Genomic DNA, 16,991 nt, shown 5'->3' on the forward strand with positions numbered 1-16,991 from the left:
TGGTTATGCCCTGTTTGCGATGGCCCGCTGGCGGGCTTGCTTAAGAGCAGCGAAGTCTTCGTCCGCGTGGAACGATGAACGGGTCAGCGGGGTTGCCGACACGTGCAGGAAGCCCTTGGAACGTGCGATCTGTTCCAGTTGGGCGAACTCCTCCGGTGACCAGAACCGGTCAATTGGATGATGTTTCGGGGTCGGTTGCAGGTATTGGCCGACCGTCAGAAAATCGACTTGAGCGGCGCGCAGGTCATCCATGACCTGCCGCACGTCATTCAGGCTTTCACCCAAGCCCACCATCAGGCCGGATTTGGTGAAAATCTCGGGATTGGCGCGTTTCGCATCATCCAGAAGACGCAGCGAAGTATAATACCGCGCACCGGGACGTACCGTTGGATAAAGATGCGGCACAGTTTCCAGATTGTGGTTGAAAACATCCGGTGCCGCGTCAAATACGATATCTGAGGCGGTACCTTTTCCCAGAAAATCAGGGGTCAAAACCTCGACCGTGGTGCCCGGGTTCTGATGACGAACGGCGCGAATGGTCTGCGCGATATGTTCGGCTCCGCCATCGTCCAGATCATCGCGGTCGACCGAGGTGATGACCACGTGGCGCAGGCCCAATTTTTTCACCGCCGCGGCAACCCTACCCGGTTCAAACGCATCCAGCGCATCGGGACGGCCCGTGGAGACGTTGCAGAAGGAACACCCGCGTGTGCAGACCTCTCCCATGATCATCATGGTGGCGTGACGCTTGGACCAGCACTCGCCGATATTCGGGCAGGCAGCCTCTTCGCAAACGGTCGCCAGATTATGTTCACGCATCAGGCGGCGGGTTTCGTAATACTCGGCGCTATCGCCCTTTTTCTTGCGAATCCACTTGGGTTTGCGCGGGATGACACTGTCAGCCTTTTTGGCCTTTTCAGGGTGGCGAGGGCGAAGCTGGATAGTCATCTGGCTGTTCTTTCTTACGCGTGGATTGCGCGGCCCAGGGCGTCCAGGCAGGCTTCTTTGACCGCCTCTCCCATCGCTGGATGCGCGTGACAGGTTGCTGCGACCTCTGTCACGGTGGCGCCCTTGGTCATGGCCAGAACCAATTCAGCGATCAGATCGCCGCCATGCGCCCCGCAGATATGCGCGCCCAAGATTTTGCCGTTTGGGTCTGCCAAAACCTTGACCGCACCGTCTGTCTCACCGGTCGAGCGGGCACGTGAGTTGGCCATGAAGGCAAATTTGCCAACGGCGTATTCGGTGCCTGCCTCTTTCAAAGCTTCTTCGGTCAAACCGACCGAAGCAACTTCGGGGTCTGTGTAAACCACACCCGGAACCGTGTTGTAATCGACATGTCCGGCTTCACCCGCGAGCATTTCGACACAAGCAACGCCATCTTCTTCAGCCTTATGCGCCAACATCGGTCCGGGGACACAGTCGCCGATGGCATAGATGCCCGGAACAGATGTCTGAAACGTGCCGTCCACTTCGACGAAGCCGCGCGGGTTGATTGCGACGCCAAGCTCATCCAAGCCCAGTCCACGAGTTACGGGACGACGACCAACGGCGATCAGAACCTTGTCGGCCTCGATCACCTCTTCTTTGTCTTTACCCACACGATCTACGGTCAACGTCAGACCAGTCTCGGTTTCTTCAACAGATTTGAGCGCACGCCCCAACTGGAACTTCAAACCGCGCTTGCTGAGCGCCCTCTGCGCCAATTTGGCAATTTCACCGTCAATGCCAGGAAGGATGCTGTCCAGATACTCAACAACTGTGACCTTCGCGCCCAATCGCGCCCAGACCTGGCCCAGTTCCAGACCAATCACGCCAGCCCCGATCACCACCAGATGATCCGGCACGCTGTCCAACGCAATCGCGCCAGTCGAACTCAGGACGTTCTGTTCGTCAATCTCGATCCCAGGCAATGGCGTAGGCTCGGATCCCGTAGCAATCAGGATGTTCTTGGTCTCATGAACCTCGTCACCCACTTTGACTTGTCCTGCCGCCGGAATGCTTGCCCAGCCTTCGATCAGGTCCACCCCGTTTTTCTTGAACAGAAACGCGATGCCCTTGGTCAAATCGCCTACGATCTTGTCCTTGCGCCCCATCATTGCAGGGACGTCTATGCTGGCCTCCCCGACCTCAATGCCATGGGAGGAGAGATGGGAGAGTTCGGCAAATTTGGCCGAGGAGGTCAGCAACGCTTTGGAGGGTATGCACCCCACATTCAGACAAGTGCCACCCAGTGCCCCGCGCCCTTCGACACACGCCACTTTCAAGCCCAGCTGGGCTGCGCGGATGGCGGCAACATAACCGCCCGGTCCACCGCCGATGACAATCAGGTCATAAGTCATTTCGTCGTCTTTCAGTAAATCGGATAGCTGGTGCAGAGCGCGCGGACTTGTTCGCGGGTTGCCCGTTCAACGGCGGCATCGCCTTCCGGTGATTTGGCCAGTGCATCCAGAACATCACCGATCAGGTTGCCGATCTGTTTGAACTCTTCTGGCCCGAAGCCACGGCTGCAACCGGCAGCTGTTCCTAGACGAATGCCGCTGGTGATGGTTGGCTTTTGCGGATCGCCGGGCACGCTGTTCTTGTTGCAAGTGAAACCAGCTCGCTCCAGCGCTGCCTCGGCATCTTTACCGGTTACGCCGATTGGGCGCAGATCGACCAACATCAGGTGGTTTTCGGTGCCGCCGGAAACGATGTCGCACCCGCGCGCGATCATCACATCTGCCAGAGTCGAAGCACTGTCGACCACACGCTGCATGTAGTCCTTGAATTCAGGCTTCAGTGCTTCGCCGAACGCTACAGCCTTGCCTGCGATTACATGCATCAGCGGACCACCTTGCAGGCCGGGGAATACCGCCGAGTTGATCTTCTTTGCCAGCGCCTCGTCGTTGGTCAAAATGATGCCGCCACGCGGGCCGCGCAGGGTTTTGTGTGTGGTCGATGTCACCACATGCGCGTGACCGATAGGCGAAGGGTGCAGGCCGGTTGCGACCAGACCCGCAATATGTGCCATGTCAGCCAGCAACCAGGCACCGACCTCATCAGCGATAGCGCGGAAGCGGGCGAAATCGATCTTTTGCGAATAGGCCGACGCGCCCGCGATGATCAGTTTGGGCTTTTCTGCTTTGGCCAGTGCCTCAACCTGATCATAGTCGATCAGGCCAGCTTCGGTTAGACCATATTGGATTGGGCGGAACCATTTACCGGATTGGGCAGGCTTCGCACCATGGGTCAGGTGGCCGCCGGCATCCAGCGACATGCCCAGAATGGTGTCGCCGGGTTGCAGCAGCGCCAGTTTTACTGCGCCATTCGCCTGCGCACCCGAATGGGGCTGAACGTTCGCATATTCACAACCAAACAGCTTTTTCAGCCGTTCAATGGCTTCGGATTCAACCTCGTCGACATACTCGCATCCGCCATAATACCGGCGGCCCGAATATCCTTCGGCGTATTTGTTGGTCAGGACAGAGCCCTGCGCCTCGATAACGGCCTGAGAAACGATGTTCTCGGATGCGATGAGCTCAATCTGCTCGGCCTGGCGCGCGCCCTCACGGTCAATCGACGCAGCGATGACGGGATCAGCCTCTTTCAGCGACGTTTTGAACATGGTTTCCTCCTCCGCATTCGAATCCTGAACTCGAAACATTGTTTCCTATAGTGGAATTCCGCTCTTCTTGGCAACATTATTCTCATATTCGTGATATTGCGTGTGTACGGGGGAATCTGTAACCTGCGATAAATCGGGAGGAAATTGATGGGCGACGACCATTGGAATGAAGGTTCTGTCCAAGACGAAGAGGACGAAGGCGCGGCGTTGGGCCGGTCCATTCGCGATGCACGGCGGGAAAAAGGCTGGACTTTGGAAGAGGCCGGGCGCGCAGCGGGAATCGGTCGTTCCACCTTGTCAAAGATTGAAAACAACCAAACCAAGCCCAGCTTCGAGATCGTGCGCCGCCTGACCCAGGCGTTGGATATGAACCCACCACAGTTGTTCTTGGAAACAGGCCAATCCGGCATATCGGGCCGGCGCGATTTCACGGCCAAAGGTCAAGGCGAGACCCGGGAAACCGCGACCTATCTGCACGAACTGCTGTGTTCAGACCTGACCAGCAAACGCATGTTGCCCTATATCTCGACGATCCGGGCACGAGATATGTCCGAGTTCGATCCGCTTGTGCGCCATTCCGGCGAGGAGTTCATGTATGTCCTAAGCGGTGAGCTGATCTTTCTGTCGGAACACTATCGGCCGCTGCCGATGAAGGCCGGGGATTTACTGTATTATGACAGTGGGATGGGACATGGATGTATTTCAACCAGCAAGGAAGACGCAAAGGTTCTTTGGGTATCTCTGGATTAAACTCGCCGTGGCCCAAGAATTTGAGTTATCCAATCGAGCTCAGTAACCGCCAAATCAGAATCGGAACGTCTTGTTTTTCGACCCGCTCGGGATAATGGTCGCTTCACCGGGGGCTGAATTTGCGAGGACATTATTCCATGAGCCAGAGATTTGACGCGTTCGCGGCGGGCCTTCACTACGATGATTTGCCCGAAGAAGCACTGTGGACACTGCGCAGATCATTTCTTGATACGATGGGGGTCGCAGCCGTCGGGTCCACTACAGAACTGTCAGGTATCGCGCGTCGCGTTGCGCCGCTGATTTTTGGTGCAGGCGGGGCCGGAGAGTTGCAAATGCTTATGGATGGTCGGACGGTCAGCCCGGTTGGCGCAGCTATGGCCGGGGCGTTCACTGTAGACAGCATTGACGCACACGACGGCACAACACCCTGCAAGGGTCATGCGGGGTCAGCGATCTTTCCCGCCCTGATCGCTATGGCTCAAGCCAGTGCCCCACAAATAAGCGGTCGCCGCTTTGCCGAGGTGCTGGCCACCGCGTACGAACTCTCGTACCGCGCAGGGTTGGCGCAGCACGCGACCTGCGCTGACTACCACACATCCGGAGCCTGGACTGCCGTCGGCGTTGCGGCAGCAGGTGTCAAGTTACTTGGAGGAACAGCCGAGCAAATCCGCCAAGCAGCTGGCGTTGGGGAATACCACGGCCCGCGCAGCCAGATGATGCGCTGCATTGATCATCCGACCATGGTGCGGGATGGGGTTGGATGGGGCGCGCCGTCTGGTGTAACGGCGGCTTATCTTGCGATGGAAGGTTTTACTGGTGCCCCTGCCCTGACCTGTGAAGGCGAGGACGCAGCCGCGTTCTGGGCTGATCTAGGGTCTGGTGGCTGGCGGTTGGTCGATCACACGCATTACAAAGCGTATCCCTGTTGTCGCTGGGCACATCCGTCACTCGATTCCGTCAAAGAGATGATGCGACACCACAACCTGTCTCATACCCAGATTGAACGCGTCGAAATCCGCACCTTCCACTACGCCACCCGTCTGGCTGGGCATGAGCCCGCAAATCAGGACGAATTTGCTTATGCGATCGCGTTTCCGGTGGCTGCAATGATTGTGCGGGGCAAGGTCGGGATCGAAGAGCTCAGCGCGGCAGCTCTGCGCGACCCGGACATCCTGCGCGTTAGCCGCACCATTGCGCTGATTGACGACCCCGAGATGACCCGCATCAGCACCGACAAACGCTGGGCTCAGGTCACTCTGGTGTTAAACGACGGCCGCCGCATCCAAGATGCCCCCCGAACGCCGCGCGGAGACGCGGACCTGCCCCTCAGCGACGCTGAGATTCGAGCCAAATTCCACGATCTTGCTGACCCTGTGCTTGGCGCGGAACGTGCGCAAGAGATCGCAGAACTTGCGCTGCAATTCGACGGGCTTGACAGTGCTGGCTTCAAACGACTGTTGGATCTCTGTTGTCTTCCGGTTTGAATGTTCTGAACGACTGACAACATACCGGGCTGTTTGCTGAAAGACTTGCAAGTAACTCGTCGCGACATCCGCATGTCGCGGGATTGGTATATTCTAAATCTGGTTCGCACTAGCCATGGGGCATGATACGCGCACTAAATGAAAACTGGGCCCTGTTCTTAGGGATGCTCATGCTGATGGTAGCCAATGGCCTGTTGGCAACTCTGCTTACAATTCGCGGGGCAAGTCTGGGATTTAGCGACTTTACCATCTCTGTCATGCAGGCCAGTTATCCTCTGGGCGCGCTTGCGGGAACGGCCATGGCCCCGCGTCTGGTGGAAAACGTCGGGCATATTCGGGCCTTTTCAGCGCTTGCATCTTTGGTGTCCATCGCAGCAATCGTACACTTGCTGACCAGCGACGCCATCAGTTGGAGCGTCATGCGCTTTTTGGGAGGGTTCTGTTACCCAGGGCTCTACGTGATCACCGAAAGCTGGCTGAACGCCAAATCCGAAAACAACACGCGTGCGCAAGTCCTGTCGCTCTACTTCATTATCCAGCTTGCAGGGCCTGCGTTAGGTACCGCGCTTGTTGGCTTTCCTGATCCGACGGGCAATCTGCTGTTCGGCACCGTCTCGATCCTTATTTCTTTGTCTATCGTACCGCTGCTACTTTCCGGCAACAAAGCGCCAGACTATACGGTTCCGGAACGCATGCCTGTGACGCGATTATACAAGGTCTCGCCCATCGCTGTAATTGGCATCGTTCTGGTCAGCATCGGCGTCTCGGCACATTACATCACCTTGCCTTTGTACGCCTTGCAACAAGGGTTTTCGGCCGCACAGGCCTCGGGTGCCCTGGTGGCGGCACTGATTGCCGGTGCTGTTGTTCAATACCCTGTGGGCTGGATATCCGATCACACTGACAGGCGCTACGTTGTCATCGGCTTGGGTATTATCGTGGCGGTGTCTGGTGCATGGATGGCGGTCAACACGTCTCCCTCATATATCGTTTACGGCTTTGTAGCGATCGCCATCGGGTTGTACCCGACTTATTCGATCCTAACAGCTCATGCGAATGATCAACTCCGATTGTCCCAAATCGTACCCGCCAGCGGCACCATGGTCCTGCTGCTGAACATTGGGCTATTGGTCGGAACCATGTTGGGCCCAAACGCCATATCATTGTTCGGAGGCCGTGGATTACAGGTGCTCTTGGCCAGTATCGGGCTTTCTGTTGCGCTGATTGCGTTAATCCGACGCTTTCAAGTCGCCGCACCATCTGAAACCGGTGAAGTGCAAGTTGTGGGCATTATCGGCGCGGCGCAACCCGGTGTCTTGCAAGCTGAAACCTTGGTTCAGGAAGAAGAGGCAGGTTTTGACGGGGATGCACGCATAGATGACCCCGTTCAAAAAACCTAGCGCCCCGCTCCTTAATTTCTGTGCGCAGCCGGACGCTGCGCCACAGACGTACGGATTTCGTCGACAAACAGGTTGATTAGTCGCTTTCTGGGACTGTCGGCACGCAGCAAGACACCAAGCGCACGGGAAACGAGTTTGCCGTCCAAAGGTATCTTACGCAACCGCCCGAATTCCGGATCGGGCATACACAGGTTCGGCACGATAGAAACGCCCAAGTTATGCGCCACCATGCTTGTGAGATCCTCCAAAGATTTCATTTCCATGGCGTATCTCACCCGGATTCCGTTTCGGGCCAGCCAAGTATCGGCCAGAACACCCACCGTCCCATCCCGGGCGTGACGCACAAAAGGCTGCTCTGCAAGGATTCGCGTCGGATCGGTATCGGTCACCTCGGGAGAGGTCACCAGCACCAGTTCTTCGTCCGCAAAGGGGTGCCATTCCAGTTCTGTTGTCAAGGCGTCCGGCGAACTCAATACTGCCGCGTCGATCACGCCGCGTTCAACCTGAGTTTGCAAATCTCCGGACAAGGCCGAAGTTACGTGAACGCGAAGCTCTGGGTGAGTTTCCAACAAGCGACGGACAGTGGTTGGAATCAATCTGCGGATGGTCGAAGACACAGCTCCAAGATTGAACTCACCACCAAAAGCAGCGTCACCAGCCACGCCGTCCAGGATAGTGTCATAGGCACGCACCAGCTCTTTTGCCTTGGGCACCAGCGCCCAACCGGTTTGATTGAGCCTGGGGGTGCGTTCGCTTCGGTCAAACAAAGTAATTTGCAAATGATCTTCAAGCCGCTTCATCTGCTGCCCAACCGCCGCCTGAGACACATAGACCTTGTCGGCGGCGGCCGCAAAACTGCCTGTATCAGCGATTGCAACAAGGGTTTTGTACAGCGTGATGCTCATGAAACCATATCTTCGCGGCGTTTGACTGAACTAAACCAAAACTTTATTCTATATAAAGCATTTTTACATTGAGTAAAGCATAGGTTTTGAGCGATATGAATGTCAGTGAACAGAGGAACCGACAATGTCCATCCACAGCAAAATCGTTGATGATCTGGTGGCCAATGACATCAGTTTCGTGACCACCGTACCCTGCAAGCAGTTGGCCGGTGTCATCGACGAGGTCGAAGCGCGCCCCGAGATTTTTCACATCCCCTCAAACAAAGAAGACGAAGGCATGGGCCTGTGCGCCGGGGCCTGGATGGGGGGCAAGCGACCCGCCATTATCATGCAGAACACCGCGATCGGCGTGACGATCAACACGCTTGCTACGTTGATCCAGTATTACCGGATGCCGCTGCCGATGCTCATTTCATACCGGGGCGAGCTGCGCGAGCCAGTCGCTTGCCAGGTTGAAATGGCGGTGCACACCAAGGCGCTGCTGGCCCAGCTGAACATCCCAACCTATCACTTCCATAAGGAAAGCGACGCGGACGAACTGGATACGATCCTGAAATACACCTTCATGTGCAACAAGCCGGTCGCCATTCTGACCGACGCATCCTTCTGGGGAGGCTACGGAGACCAATGATCCGATCCGAGATTCTGAAAGAAATTGCTCCTGTCATCCGCGACCAGCTGGTGGTTTGTAACATCGGCATCCCCAGCCAGGAACTGCACGCCATCGACGATCAGCCCACCAATTTCTATATGCTTGGCACAATGGGTTTGGCATCCAGCATCGGCTTGGGATTGGCGCTTGCGCAGGACAAAAAGGTGATTGCCATCGATGGAGACGGCTCAGTTCTGACCAATTTCGGGACTTTGCCCACGATCGCCAACAATGTGGCGGACAATTTCATCCTGCTGATCGTTGATAACGGATCATATGGCTCCACCGGCGATCAGCCGACCTATGCGGGGGAGAAAACCTCTTTGGCGGCGGTCGCTTCCGCCTGCGGCTGCGAGAATGTGGTCGAATGCCGGGCCGAGGATACAAAACAGGCTGTCGAAGACGCGCTGGCCGGAGACAAGATGACCATCATCGTGGCCAAATGCGAAAGCGGCAATGCCAAGATGCCCGTCATTACCATGGACCCGGTGGTGATCCGTGACCGCTTCATGAAAGCTGTTCAGGCCTGAGGTCTCGACCATGCTGCCGTCCGGCCAGATCCATTCCAGCGCGGATGCCAGACGGATAGCCCGCCGGCGTCTGCCTTGGATGGTGTTTGATTATATGGATGGCAATGCGGGTGAAGAGCACGGCGCGGAGTTGAACCGGCGCGCCTTGCAGGACATTCGCCTGCGCACACGGGTGCTGGTGGATGTCAGCGACCGCAGCCTGGACCTGCCCGTCTTTGACCATGCCGCTGCTAGGCCGTTTGGCATCTCTCCCATGGGTATGTGCAATCTGGCCGCGCCCGGGGCGGACCTAATGCTGGCGCGTCTGGCGGCCGACTACAAAATCCCGCATGGGGTTTCGACCGTGGCATCGACTCCGTTAGAAAAGATCATCGAAGTGGCTGAAGGCCACGCGTGGTTCCAACTGTATTTCAGCGGCGATGGCAGCAGCGCCATGAACCTTGTGGAGCGTGCCAAGACGGCCGGCTATCGCACATTGGTTCTGACGTTGGACGTGCCCGAGGTCGGCCGTCGCCCGCGCGAGTTGCGTCACGGCTTCAAGATGCCGTTTCGGATAGGAGCACGGCAATTTGTCGATTTCGCCATGCATCCACGCTGGTCGCTCAGCACTCTTTTCCGTGGCAAACCACAAATGGCGAATTTCCCCGACGGCACTTTTGACCGCACCGAATCTCGCGCCCGCGCAGATTGGGATTATCTCGCTCGCCTGCGTGACCGATGGGCAGGCAAGCTGGTTGTAAAAGGTGTCCTGGATGCCGAAGACGCGCTGCGGCTAAAACAGGCTGGCGTAGATGCCATTCAAATTTCCAGCCATGGCGGTCGGCAACTGGACTCAGCCATTCCCCCGGTTCTGGCGTTGCCTGACATTCGTCAGGCCGTTGGCCCGGATTTTCCCCTTTTCTACGACAGCGGTTTACGCAGTGGCGAGGACGTCGTGAAAGTACTGGCTTCGGGCGCTGATTTCACCTTTTTAGGGCGTATCCTGTTGTACGCAATTGCCGCGAAGGGCGAGGCAGGGCTGCGGGAATTGTGGGATGTGATATCACAGGAAACCAGCCTGACACTGGCCCAGATAGGTGCCACATCACCCTTGCCCGCTCTGCTTGGACAGAGTCTCGGCCGTTCCGACAGGTCCGCTCAAGGATCCGCAGCACAATAGACTTTTCTGAGTTCTGTCTGTCAGCCCTGCAATTTACCCAATGCTGGCGCAAACTTTGCCACATAAAACCGACCAGAATTTGTATTCTAAGTTCCGACATCTTTAGCCGGGCCCAACCCGTGAAAGCCAACTGAGCGCATCTGCAAGCGGGGCCAACGTAAATCTGCGCTAAAGCAACAATCCCAAAGATTGTCAGACAAGAGCCTAGATATCTCAACCGATTAGCGGTACTAAAGCACAATTCAAAGAAGACCAATTTACTGAAACATTAACTGCCACCAGCCAAATTAGGCTAAGGTGCTGACGTATAAACGTCTGAAGAACTGGATTTGAATCAAAGCACAGGATTTGTCTGAAGATGTCACCAATCGTTCCCTCCCTGTCCAGTTGGCTGGAACAAGCCGGGCTGGGGAAATACGCCGACATCATGAAAAAGGCCGCGATTGAACCGGATATGATCGGTGAGCTCACGGATGCCGACTTTATTGAGCTTGGAATTCCAATTGGAGACCGGTTGCGGTTCCGGCGGCATTATCGGGCGTCATTTGAAACCAAATCTGACAACGCACCTGTTCGCGGATTGGACACCAGCACTGAAACAACGACGGAACATCGGCAGATAACGGTCCTTTTCAGCGATTTGGTGGGGTGGACGGCACTTTCAAATACGTTCGACTCGGAGGATCTGAGCGAGGCGATCTCGGAATGCCGGGCGCTGTGGACCGCTGCCGTCGAACGCTATGATGGGTTTGTGGCCTTTAGACTTGGAGATGGGATGATGGCCTTTTTTGGCCACCCGCATGCCTACGAAGATGGCGCTGAACGCGCAATTCACGCTGGGCTGGATATTGTCAAAGCAATTGAAAAATACAGTGAAGACTCAAACCTTGAAATCTCCAGAAGGTTGGCTGTGCGTGTTGGCATCGCAACGGGCAAGGTTCTGCTGAACAAGAAAACAACGGGAAAATCCGAAGATATTGATATCCTGGGCTTCACGCCGAACTTTGCAGCACGACTTCAGGGTGCGGCGCAGCCGAATTCAGTTTTTGTAAGTTCCACCACAGCCTCTTTGGCGTGGCAGAGGTTCAATTTTCAGTTGCACGAAGGAATAACACTGCGCGGAATTGAAGAGCCCCATAAAATCTACGAAGTGTTGGGAACTGTTGGCAGCAGCGAACGCCCCTCTCATCAAAGCAGAGAGTTCCCTCGTGAGATTATTGGCCGCGCCCACGAAATTGGAATTCTGAATGACTTGTGGGCGACAACCATAGAAGGCGACGGGCAAATCGCAATAGTTTCCGGCGAAGCCGGGATCGGAAAGTCAGCCATCACAACCGCTCTTCTGACGCAGAGCGCCTCAGTGAACGCTGAAACCGTGCAGATGGAGTGTCGGTCATACTACACCAACAGCTACCTTCATCCTGTGATGGACTACGTAGCCACCAAAGCGCACATAACCGACGCCGATACAGACGAAAAGAAACTGGGTAAGCTCTACGCATTCTTAAGCGAAAAAGGCATCCAGGATCACCAGGATCGTGAAACGATCGCAAATATGCTTTTTTTCGACACCCACAAGGACGCGCCTGCGGCTATGTCGACCGAAAGGCAGAAAGCCGAGAGCATCAGGTGCCTCGTCAAGATTCTTCTGCACTCCAATGATGGCCGACCAAAGATCATCCTTTTTGAAGATGCGCATTGGGCAGACCCCACGTCTTTGGAACTTCTGCATGCGCTTGCTGTTGAAATTCCCAACCACAGGGCATTTCTGGTCATTACATCGCGGCAGGATGAAATCGGTGAAATCAATCGCCTGAATTCCGTTTCCAGTCTGAGGCTCAACCGGCTCTCGCGCGCACAGGGCATCCAGATCATTCGAAACTGGTCTCCGGGCATGCCCATCTCAGAGCAACTGGAACAGCAAATTTTGCATAAGTCGGACGGTATTCCATTCTTTCTCGAGGAACTGACCAAAACCGTCTGTGCCAACATGGCTTCAGACACAGGTGTAAAGCAGGGCACTTTCGGTCAGCGTGACTACGTGACGATCCCTGCAACACTGTACGACTCATTGCTTTCACGTTTGGACAGGTCACCCGAGGCACGCAAACTCGTAGGCTGTGCCGCCGTGATTGGCCGGGAGTTCTCTGAGCTTCTTTTGTCCAGAATTTCCAGAGTAAAACGCGACGAAGCGCGCCGCATTCTAGCAGTTTTGATCGACGCTGGCCTGTTGGTTGCTGCTTCGGACACGGTGGACGGTGTATTCAAGTTCAAACACGCGTTGGTTCAGGACGCCATTTACGATGGCCTTACACGCAAGGCCCGGCGCGAATTGCATGCGCGCATCGGATTTGTTCTTGAGAACTCCAGCACTGAGTCAATCAAGAATTCACCGGAAATTCTGGCCCAACACTTTGGCAGGGCAAACAACACAGAAAAAGCGCTGAGGTATTGGGAAGCGGCCGGGCGCCGCGCGATGGAACACTCGGCCACGACAGAAGCGATAAGTCACTTTGAGCAAGCGCTTTCTTTGATCGATAACAAGCCGTCAAATCAAGAAAAGAGACGTCAAAAAATCGAATTGCTTACGAACTATGGCGCGGCGCTGACAAGCGTAAAAGGCTATACTGCGCCTGAAACTGTTCAGGCATATGAAGACGCCTGGCAGCTTACCAATTCCGGTGAAGACAAGACCTGTTTGCATGAAATTCTCTATGGAATGTGGAACTCAGCGCAGGTTGGGTCGGACTATGCACGCGCGCAGGAACTTGCGGATCTTTGTTTGGATTTTGCCAAGCAGCGAGATGACGAAGTCTCAAAACTGGTGGCCCGGAACCTGTGTGGAGTAACCTCTACACTACGGGGTGATCACCGACAGGCTGAAACACATCTGTCCAAATCTGTCGAAATTTATGATCCCACACGTTTTCAATCGCTGTCCATCCAGACCGGCGAGGACCCCGGCGTCGAAAGCTTGTGCTTTTTGTCGTTCAACCGGTGGTATATGGGTCATACGAAAGAGGCCGTTGATTTTGCGGATCGGTCGCTGGAACTGGCAAAGAAAATCGCTTATAAACAATCCATTGTGTACTCACTGGCGATGCGTGGAGTCCTGCTGCATTTCAGTTCTGAATATGATGCCCTGATTGAGGTATCAGACGAAATAATCGAACAATCAAAACGCCACAACTATCCTTTCTTTGTCGAGTGGAGCCTTAATCTGAAAGGCTGGGCACTTGCGAAAAAAGGGCATCATGATGACGGGCTGGCCCTTATGTCAAATACTTGGCAGCAAGGGTTTTGTACGTTGCTTGAAGCTAAGGTTCATCTTGAAACGGGTGAGAAAGACGCCGGGCTGGACTTGGTGGACGACATTATCACCAAACAACCCTGGCTATCGCCCGAAGCGCAGCGCGTCAAAGGAGAGCTTTTGTTGCTGGGTTCAAACCAAGACCGTGATGGCGCGCGCTCTTACTTTCTTGACGCCTTCACACTTGCTGAAGAACAGGGGGCTACAAGCCTCATGCTCAAAACCGCGCTCAGCATGGCAGATCACGCGTCGACCCAGGATCCGGGATGGCCCGATCTGGTGTTCCTCAAGCGGGCACTGGCCGCAGTCGACACAAGCAACCCTACAGTGGACCTGAAAAGAGCACAGAAGCATCTTGAGCGGTTAGGCGGGAGATCACCGAATGTTGCGTGAAAGACAAAGCGCAGACACCGCTCAATCGAAAGAGGACGTTCTGGCGTTTTTCCGCAAGCTCAAGAAGATCGATAACGCGCTTCGGTTCCCCGAAGGATCTGGGCAAAGGCTTTTGGACATTGAATTAAAGCCCGCTCCATTTCAAAAACGGCACCTGTTCGACAACATGGCCAAACAAGCCCCAGCGCTTTACCGGGATTTCCCTCAGCCCATGGCGCGTAAAAGCGACGGTGACATCGTCTGCACACCAGAGCAGTTGGCGACCCGGTTGAGTAAGTGCACTTCCTCAGAGACTTATCCGGTTCGATTGGGAACAAGTGACGAAAAGCGGGACCTGAGTATCGCGGAAATCCTGCAACGCTGGCGGCAGTCTGGCGTTATCATGGGCGTCACAGACCTCCCGGTTAGAGACAGCGCGCTCTCCGAGTTCTTTGACGTGGATTTCCTGCAACCGTGGAATCTCATGTCCGGTGCTTCCGAAAACATTCGCGAATTGGAAATGCTGACTGCAGTGTTCAGCACAGCTGGTAAACTGACCGACTCTCATTCAGATGATATGGCGGTTTGCAATCATTGCTGCATCGGAAGCAAATTGTGGCTGGCATGGGACACTTATGAAGGGCTTGCAGCTGGTCTGGACGATGTTGAACGGATCAGTGTGACAACCCGCGCCCGGTTCGATGCCGAGGCTTTTTTTTCTCTGAAAAGTGCCTGCTGGTTCGTCATCCGCCCTGGTGAAACCCTGTTCTTGCCCGGAAAGTTCACACATCGCGTTTATACGCTAGAGAACTATATCGGCGTTGGAAGCTTTTATGTGGGCTTTAGCAACCTGTTGCACACAGCCCGCCGCTGGATGACCCATGGCTCGCTATGGGACCCGGAGCCCGACGGGCCAAAAGGGCAACGCGCGGACGACTTGCTTACGTTTGGAATGTCTTCCCTAAAGACCGTTTTGCATTCAGGTGGCGCAAATCAGCAGGACTATGGCATCGCAGAAATTGCCACGGCACTTGACCATATTGATTGGTCAGATCCTGTTGTAGCCACCCTGCTACGTGATCGACCAAATTTTGCACGAGCGGCGGACATGCTGCGCAAAGCCACCGCTCAGACATCTTGACCGGGATCAGCCTTTGTTGTTCGGGTTTTTCTTAACACCACCACCGCCATCGCGTCTTTGGCGGTTGTCGTTGATCAGCTTGATCGCTGTTGTGATGTTTTCCAGTTGCTGCACAGCGCTATCCTGCGAACGCAAAAGAATTTCTTCAATCTTGTTGAGATGGGCAATGGGCAGTTCATTCAAATCAGCTTCTTGTACAAATACAGTTAAATCACTCATGGTATCTCCCTTTCTGATCAGGAGAATGAGCTTGCGCATCCAATCGGTCAAGGTTTTAGTTTCTATCCCAGATGCCCAGTCAACGTTCTGAACGCATGCCGATATTCAATATTTCTCTGCCAGAGGCAGAGACCACACAGCAAACTTTAAGGGGGAAAAATGGCAGCCAACTACGATTGCAGCAAATGCCCCGGGTTTTGTTGCACCTACGATGAAATCGACCTGCTCGCCCCCGACGTCACCAGGCTGTGTTCGCATTTGGGCATCTCGGAAGAGAAACTGATCTCAAAATACACCAAGTTTGGGATGTTCAGTGGGCGCAGCCAATATCCGTTGAAGCTTAAGCATAAAGTTGATCGCGTTTACAAAAAGATATGCGTGTTTTTCGACCAGGACCTGCGCGTCTGCACAGTATACGACGCGCGGCCCAAGGCTTGCCGCGCATATCCACATGGTGATCGGTGCGGGTACTATGACTTTCTGTCATTTGAAAGAAATCTGCACAGTGACGAAGATCATATCCCGTCTACCTGAAAGGCGACTGACAAAGAGCAAAGTATCTCTGAACCCAGCCCGAGCAGATCGGGCTTGGCCACGATAGGTCAGAATTGCTTGGTAAAGACACTCAATTGAAGAAGTACTTTAATCCAAAGTAGGGCCCGTGTTGGGTCACATCATAGGCAAACGCACCCGTGCTCAGTGTGTCACTGTAGTCAACGCTGAAATAGCGATATCCAAATATGATCGATGTTCTGTCCCAGGGTTGATAATCGAAACCGACATTCGCGCCGATCTGAAGATCATTTCCCCCAGCCCCGAAACCACCAAGGTCGATTGACGTAACTGCCGTCCATCGTTCGTTCAATCGCCACATGCCGCGCGCACCGATGACCGGTTCGACCCAGCCTTGATCCCCTCCCAATACAGGTGGAGTGGTTGGCCCTGGTGTTGTGATGTCGATCTCTTGCCGGATCGAGTTGTATCGAATGCCACCCTGAAGATCGACAGTATAGCGTTGATTGGCGGTGCCATAGGTGCCGTCTGCAATTCGATAAGCGCCTAAGACCGCAAACCACTTTTGCCGAACGTCTACATTCACCGAAGACCCGAGCGGCCCTGGCAGCGTCGCGTCCTCTTCTATTCCCACATAGTTGGCATCAACGATAATCCCCAGGTCACCATTCCAGGCTTCGTAACGCCCGGCCGCCGCGAAATCGAGAACTTCCAAGACGTCGCCCAGATCAAGATCAAGATCAGCCGAAAGACCTGCAACCGTGGACGTTCCTGTGGTTCTGAGTGGTGTGAATAAGTAAAATCCAAGGGTATGCCGCCAGCCTTCGTCATCTTGCCCCGGCGCGGGAAGCGATTGAGCGGACGCGCCAAAAGCAAGCAGATAGGACAGAGTTATCGTGCTGACGGCGCAAGCAGGTGTATTTAAGTTCATTTACCGATCTCCTAGCTT

General features: G+C 54.9%; 15 protein-coding genes. 9 read left to right on the plus strand and 6 right to left on the minus strand.

Annotated features, from left to right (window positions below):
• Positions 1-3 precede the first annotated feature (3 nt).
• From lipA to glyA, 3 genes are read right to left on the minus strand one after another with little or no spacing between them, the layout of a single operon-like run.
• Positions 4-948, minus strand: a complete 945-nt coding sequence (gene lipA / locus ACXADZ_RS19225) for a lipoyl synthase (RefSeq protein WP_171236655.1) — start codon at positions 946-948, stop codon at positions 4-6.
• Positions 949-962: 14 nt separating this feature from the next.
• The gene (gene lpdA / locus ACXADZ_RS19230; RefSeq protein ID WP_475198984.1) at positions 963-2,342 is read right to left on the minus strand and encodes a dihydrolipoyl dehydrogenase; all 1,380 of its coding nucleotides are present in this window, start codon (positions 2,340-2,342) and stop codon (positions 963-965) included.
• Positions 2,343-2,353: 11 nt separating this feature from the next.
• On the minus strand, positions 2,354-3,607 hold the full coding sequence (glyA, locus tag ACXADZ_RS19235) for a serine hydroxymethyltransferase (RefSeq protein ID WP_475198988.1): 1,254 nt from the start codon (positions 3,605-3,607) through the stop codon (positions 2,354-2,356).
• A gap of 147 nt (positions 3,608-3,754) precedes the next feature.
• On the opposite strand from glyA, the gene ACXADZ_RS19240 reads away from it, so the two are divergent.
• From ACXADZ_RS19240 to ACXADZ_RS19250, 3 genes are all read left to right on the plus strand, one after another.
• On the plus strand, positions 3,755-4,357 hold the full coding sequence (locus ACXADZ_RS19240; protein WP_475198992.1) for a helix-turn-helix domain-containing protein: 603 nt from the start codon (positions 3,755-3,757) through the stop codon (positions 4,355-4,357).
• 137 nt (positions 4,358-4,494) lie between these two features.
• Entirely contained in the window at positions 4,495-5,841 is a 1,347-nt protein-coding gene (locus ACXADZ_RS19245) for an MmgE/PrpD family protein (RefSeq protein WP_475198994.1), read from the plus strand.
• 122 nt (positions 5,842-5,963) lie between these two features.
• Positions 5,964-7,241 carry an MFS transporter gene (locus tag ACXADZ_RS19250; RefSeq protein WP_475198996.1) on the plus strand — a complete coding sequence of 426 codons (1,278 nt, stop codon included), beginning with the start codon at positions 5,964-5,966 and terminating at the stop codon, positions 7,239-7,241.
• 11 nt (positions 7,242-7,252) lie between these two features.
• On the opposite strand, the gene ACXADZ_RS19255 is transcribed toward ACXADZ_RS19250, so the two are convergent.
• Positions 7,253-8,146: a LysR family transcriptional regulator gene (locus ACXADZ_RS19255; RefSeq protein WP_475198998.1), complete on the minus strand. Its 894-nt coding sequence runs from the start codon at positions 8,144-8,146 to the stop codon at positions 7,253-7,255.
• Positions 8,147-8,270: 124 nt separating this feature from the next.
• Between ACXADZ_RS19255 and comD the strand changes: the two genes are divergently transcribed.
• The 5 genes from comD to ACXADZ_RS19280 all read left to right on the plus strand — a co-directional run bounded on the left by comD (position 8,271) and on the right by ACXADZ_RS19280 (position 15,310).
• Positions 8,271-8,777, plus strand: a complete 507-nt coding sequence (comD, locus tag ACXADZ_RS19260; protein WP_171095649.1) for a sulfopyruvate decarboxylase subunit alpha — start codon at positions 8,271-8,273, stop codon at positions 8,775-8,777.
• Complete coding sequence (gene comE / locus ACXADZ_RS19265; protein WP_475199001.1) at positions 8,774-9,328, plus strand: sulfopyruvate decarboxylase subunit beta; 555 nt, start codon at positions 8,774-8,776, stop codon at positions 9,326-9,328. The genes comD and comE overlap by 4 nt, the downstream gene beginning before the upstream one ends.
• Before the next feature lie 10 nt (positions 9,329-9,338).
• The gene (locus ACXADZ_RS19270) at positions 9,339-10,487 is read left to right on the plus strand and encodes an alpha-hydroxy acid oxidase (protein ID WP_475199004.1); all 1,149 of its coding nucleotides are present in this window, start codon (positions 9,339-9,341) and stop codon (positions 10,485-10,487) included.
• 358 nt (positions 10,488-10,845) lie between these two features.
• Positions 10,846-14,190 carry an adenylate/guanylate cyclase domain-containing protein gene (locus tag ACXADZ_RS19275; protein WP_475199006.1) on the plus strand — a complete coding sequence of 1,115 codons (3,345 nt, stop codon included), beginning with the start codon at positions 10,846-10,848 and terminating at the stop codon, positions 14,188-14,190.
• A complete protein-coding gene (locus ACXADZ_RS19280; RefSeq protein WP_171187476.1) occupies positions 14,180-15,310 on the plus strand; it encodes a hypothetical protein in 1,131 nt (376 codons plus the stop codon). The genes ACXADZ_RS19275 and ACXADZ_RS19280 overlap by 11 nt, the downstream gene beginning before the upstream one ends.
• Positions 15,311-15,316: 6 nt before the next feature.
• On the opposite strand, the gene ACXADZ_RS19285 is transcribed toward ACXADZ_RS19280, so the two are convergent.
• Entirely contained in the window at positions 15,317-15,529 is a 213-nt protein-coding gene (locus ACXADZ_RS19285) for a hypothetical protein (RefSeq protein WP_171105850.1), read from the minus strand.
• A gap of 159 nt (positions 15,530-15,688) precedes the next feature.
• On the opposite strand from ACXADZ_RS19285, the gene ACXADZ_RS19290 reads away from it, so the two are divergent.
• On the plus strand, positions 15,689-16,063 hold the full coding sequence (locus tag ACXADZ_RS19290) for a YkgJ family cysteine cluster protein (RefSeq protein ID WP_171187474.1): 375 nt from the start codon (positions 15,689-15,691) through the stop codon (positions 16,061-16,063).
• Positions 16,064-16,154: 91 nt separating this feature from the next.
• Here the strand turns inward: ACXADZ_RS19290 and ACXADZ_RS19295 are convergent, their stop codons facing one another.
• On the minus strand, positions 16,155-16,973 hold the full coding sequence (locus ACXADZ_RS19295; protein WP_171187471.1) for a hypothetical protein: 819 nt from the start codon (positions 16,971-16,973) through the stop codon (positions 16,155-16,157).
• Positions 16,974-16,991: the final 18 nt, after the last annotated feature.

It is taken from the genome of Ruegeria sp. ABM4_193, from assembly GCF_056158705.1.